A 4,145-nucleotide genomic window follows, 5' to 3' on the forward strand; every position below is an offset into this window, starting at 1 on the left:
CCCACGCTGCTGCTCAGCGGCATTGCCACCCTCGGCGCCTACGACCTGCCGCTGCTGCTGGGCCGCCCGTACCCGCAGATGCTGAGCGTGTACATCGCCACCCGCCTGCAGCGCTTCGACCTGCGCGAGCTTCCTGCAGCCTACCTGGCGGGCTTTCTGGTGGCCGTGGGGCTGCTGGGGCTGATTCTGGTGCTCATTCGCCTTACTCGCCGCCATGCGTTCTAAGCTGCTGACGCTACTACTGGTGCTGCTGTTTGCGCTGCCCTTCGCCACGCTGCTGCTGCGTAGCTTCTGGACGCGGCAGGCCACCGAGTACGAGCAGCTGGCGCGCACGCTGGGCTGCACGCCGGGGCAGGCCTTCCGGCGGGTGCTGCTGCCGCTGGCGTGGCCGCTGTTGCGCACGGCGCTATTCCAAACCTTCCTGCTGAGCTGGTTCGATTTCGGCCTCACTAATCTGCTTAGCGTGGGCAAGGTGCGCACGCTCACGGTGCAGGTGTTCACCTACGTGGGCGAGGCCAATGCCCAATTGGCCGCCGTGGCGTCGCTGTTGCTACTGCTGCCACCGGCGCTGTTGCTGTGGGCCAACAAGCGGGCACTGCTGCGTAAGGCTGAATGAGGGTTTTTCTCGTAGATGAATGTAATATCTACTAAATAGTGAGCCATCCTGAATAGTAAAAACGTCATGCTGAGCGCAGTCGAAGCATCTCTACCGCAGTAGTAACCAATGCCAGTTTAACGAAGTGGGAGAGATGCTTCGACTACGCTCAGCATGACATTCTATTCTCTCTCCTAACAAGAAAACAAACTATCAACCCGCCCTCATGCTCCAGGCGCTACTCATATCCAACGGCCTGCAGGGGCTTGAAAAATACTACGTGTCGAATGAGCTAGTGCAGTACACTACCTGCCTAGTCACCAAGGATTTCGACCCCGACCTGACGCCTTACGACCTGCTGGTGATTCCCAATGGCTCCGACCACGTCGCCATGCTCAAAATCAAGGACAAGGTGCGGGCTTTTCTGGACGAGGGCAAGGCCCTGATGTGCTGCGATGGCTTCTTCACCGCCTGGGTGCCCGGCAACCAGTGGGTGATGGACAACTCCCGTCGCACCCAGGACGTGCGCTACCAGCCCGGCCCCGACCCCCACGGCCTGCTGCGCGGCCTCGACCTCGACCAGCTCAACTTCTCGCACGGCATGAGCGGCTGGTGGGCCTGCGGCTACATTGCCGCCGCGCCCGGCGCCGACGTGCTGCTGGCCGATACCTGGCAACGCCCCATCGTGGTGCTCGACGAGGTGAGCACCCGCGGTCGCATGTTGCTCACGGCCAGCGGCCCGCTCGCCGACGTCACCTACGCCGGAAAGTCCGACACGGCGTTGGTGGCCTTGTATCGTAACTTTCTCCGGCTTCTCTCCACTTCAACCGTTCCCGCGCATGGCTAAGATTGGCTTGTTATTCAACGGCGTATGGTCGCACTATGCCATGGCCACTGCACCCAAGTACCGCGACCTCTACCGCCTGATTTACGTGCACGACCTCGACGCCGAAGCCCTCGCCGGCCTCGATGCGCTGGCCATCCCGTTCCAGTCGAACCAGCAGGTGCTCACCGAGAAACAGGCCGTGATTTACGACTTTCTGGCCGCCGGCAAGAAGGTGTTTCTCGAAGGCGACTCCACTACGGCCTGGCTCGACGCGCAGTGGGAGGACCGGCCCGTGAACAACTATTGGTGGGTGACAGACCCCACCAACCCGCCCGTATCGGACACCAACTTCGAGCACCCCGTATACCAGGGCCTCACCCCGCGCCAAGCCTGCTGGCACACCCACGGCGTGTACACGCGCGTGCCCGCCGGCGCCGAAATCATCCAGACCAACGCTGAGGGCGACGTCATCACCTGGCAAACTGACCAGTATGGCGGCACCCTGCTGGCCACCACCCTCGACCCCATCGTGGAGCACGGCGTGCAGCAAATCACCCACCTCGATAACTACGTCGACCGTCTCACCGAGTGGCTGGGCGGCGTGCGCCCGGAAGCCGGCCGCATGACCATCGACGCGGCCCTGTACGGCGAGGGAGCCACCGTATGAGCGAACTGTTAACAGTTGACCATCTTTCCAAGCAGTTCGGCGGCCAGCCGGTGTTGCGCGACATCTCCTTTGGCCTGAACCCGGGAGAGGTGCTGGCCGTGCTGGGCCGCTCGGGCTGCGGCAAAACTACGCTGCTGAAAATCCTGGCCGGCCTCGAAAAGCCCGATGCCGGCACCCTCGACCTGCAGGGCCAAAACCTGCTGCCCGTGCCCCCCAACGAGCGCCAGATGGTGTACCTCTACCAGGAGCCGCTGCTGTTTCCGCACCTGAATGTGTTCGAAAACGTGGCCTTCGGCCTGCGCATCCGCCAGGTGCCGCGGGCCGAGGCCGACCAGCAGGTTACCGAGCTGCTCGATGAGCTCGACCTGTGCGCCCACGCCCAGAAGGCGCCGCACCAGCTCTCGGGCGGGCAGCGGCAGCGGGTGTCGTTTGGCCGGGCGCTCATCATTCGTCCGCGTCTGCTGCTGCTTGACGAGCCCTTCGGCAACCTCGATGCCCAGACCCGTGCCGACATGCAGCAGCTTTTCCTGCGGGTGAGCCGCCAGCATCACATCACCTCCCTGTTCGTGACGCACGACAGCCGCGAGGCCCTCACCGTAGGCACCCGCTTTGGCTACCTCGACCGCGGCGTGCTCACCAGCTTCGCCTCGGTAGCCGAATTTATTCAGGACCCGCGCACCAATATCCAGGCCGAGCTGTCTTTCTGGGAATCCATCCAGCAAACGGCGAAAGCCCCGTGGTAGAACGTTGTACTGAACGATGTAGAGACGCGTATTCGCGTCGCGTCGTTGAACGATGCGGCAGGTATCTGTTCAACGATGAGACGCGAATACGCGTCTCTACCTCATTCGACATGACGGACAATTATTCGTTATAAACCAATTCATGAAAACCGATTTCAATCACTGCGAGTCCGTTTACTGGGTATTCACTCAGCTTTGCAACGATAAGTGCGACCACTGCTACAACAGCTCCGGCCCGCAGGGCACTCGCATCAGCGCGCAGGACTGCCTGCGCATCGTGCGCAACCTGCCCGATAGCATCGACCGCCTCATTCTCTCCGGCGGCGAGCCCGTGGCTGACCGCGCCAAACTCTACCTCATCCTCGATGCCATTAAAGAGAAGTACCAGGGCCGCACCCAAGTGATGCTGCAAACCAACGGCGACCTGCTCACGCCCGAAATCCTCGATTTACTGATTGAAAAGGGCGTGACGCGCTTCGACATTGCCAGCATCGACCGCTACCACAAGCACGCCGGCGCCCGCCTCATGACCCTGGCCGACCTCTTCGAAAGCCGCGGCGTAAATGGCGACGACCACGACCCGCTCATCGAAAAAGACCACCTGCTCGTGGAAGGCCACCGCCTGAGCTGGGGCTACTGGGGCGCCTCCGAAGATATGTGGCTGGGCGGCAACTGGGCCCGCGGCCGAGCCCTCGAAAAGGACATCTGGCTGCGCGACCCCAGCCACAACTTCTGCGCCATCCTCTCGGGCGCCAAAGGCTTCCTGGGCGGCACCGACCTGCCCCAGGAAATCAGCATCCAGCTCTGGAAAATCAACCCCTGCTGCCCCGGTACCAAATTCCCGCTCGGCGACGCCCGCACCGAAAAAGTCGCCGACGTGTTGCTCCGCGCTTCCAAATCCCCGGTTATGCAAGCCCTCAACGCCGGCGAACCCTGGAAAATGGGCGAGTCCATCGGCGTGTCGGAAGAGTACGCCCTCGCCCGCGGCGAGGAACTGCAGAACGTGTGCCGCTGGTGCGACGAGTTTTTCGAGCAGCACGCCGAAACTGCCCTGCTACCCGACTAGTAGGGTGCGGGGCTTGCTCCCGCCCGTCGTTGAACGATACAAGCGCAAGTCTTTCAACGACGGGCGGGGGCAAGCCCCGCACCCTACTGCATTATTCCCAGCCGCCGCCCAGCGCCCGCACCAGCGCCACGCTGGCGCCCAGCAAGTTGCTTTGGGCCTGCGTCAGCAGCGTGGCCGCGTCGAGGGTTTGGCGGTCGGCGTCCACTACTTCGAAGTAGGTGGTGAGGCCGGCACGGTAGCGCTCCTTG

5 protein-coding genes and 1 pseudogene are annotated in these 4,145 nt (G+C 62.7%); all 6 read left to right on the top strand.

The window, feature by feature from the left end:
- Positions 1 to 225 (top strand): annotated as a pseudogene (locus ACYVDE_RS16180) (ABC transporter permease subunit); the annotation flags it as partial.
- Positions 215 to 616 carry an ABC transporter permease gene (locus ACYVDE_RS16185; protein ID WP_460502581.1) on the top strand — a complete coding sequence of 134 codons (402 nt, stop codon included), beginning with the start codon at positions 215 to 217 and terminating at the stop codon, positions 614 to 616. The pseudogene ACYVDE_RS16180 and the gene ACYVDE_RS16185, both read left to right, overlap by 11 nt.
- Positions 617 to 821: 205 nt before the next feature.
- The gene (locus tag ACYVDE_RS16190) at positions 822 to 1,442 is read left to right on the top strand and encodes a hypothetical protein (RefSeq protein ID WP_460502582.1); all 621 of its coding nucleotides are present in this window, start codon (positions 822 to 824) and stop codon (positions 1,440 to 1,442) included.
- Complete coding sequence (locus ACYVDE_RS16195; protein ID WP_460502583.1) at positions 1,435 to 2,088, top strand: hypothetical protein; 654 nt, start codon at positions 1,435 to 1,437, stop codon at positions 2,086 to 2,088. Before ACYVDE_RS16190 ends, ACYVDE_RS16195 begins: the two co-directional genes overlap by 8 nt.
- Positions 2,085 to 2,831 carry an ABC transporter ATP-binding protein gene (locus ACYVDE_RS16200; protein ID WP_460502584.1) on the top strand — a complete coding sequence of 249 codons (747 nt, stop codon included), beginning with the start codon at positions 2,085 to 2,087 and terminating at the stop codon, positions 2,829 to 2,831. The genes ACYVDE_RS16195 and ACYVDE_RS16200 overlap by 4 nt, the downstream gene beginning before the upstream one ends.
- Before the next feature lie 142 nt (positions 2,832 to 2,973).
- Positions 2,974 to 3,897: a radical SAM protein gene (locus ACYVDE_RS16205; protein WP_460502585.1), complete on the top strand. Its 924-nt coding sequence runs from the start codon at positions 2,974 to 2,976 to the stop codon at positions 3,895 to 3,897.
- The last annotated feature ends 248 nt before the right edge of the window (positions 3,898 to 4,145 follow it).

The sequence above is a fragment of the Hymenobacter agri genome (assembly GCF_054778495.1).

Excerpts from the sequence above, each read along its gene's own strand:
- ACYVDE_RS16185 (WP_460502581.1), top strand. The coding sequence starts at position 215 with ATGCGTTCTAAGCTGCTGACGCTACTACTGGTGCTGCTGTTTGCGCTG.
- ACYVDE_RS16190 (WP_460502582.1), top strand. The coding sequence starts at position 822 with ATGCTCCAGGCGCTACTCATATCCAACGGCCTGCAGGGGCTTGAAAAA.
- ACYVDE_RS16195 (WP_460502583.1), top strand. The coding sequence starts at position 1,435 with ATGGCTAAGATTGGCTTGTTATTCAACGGCGTATGGTCGCACTATGCC.
- ACYVDE_RS16200 (WP_460502584.1), top strand. The coding sequence starts at position 2,085 with ATGAGCGAACTGTTAACAGTTGACCATCTTTCCAAGCAGTTCGGCGGC.
- ACYVDE_RS16205 (WP_460502585.1), top strand. The coding sequence starts at position 2,974 with ATGAAAACCGATTTCAATCACTGCGAGTCCGTTTACTGGGTATTCACT.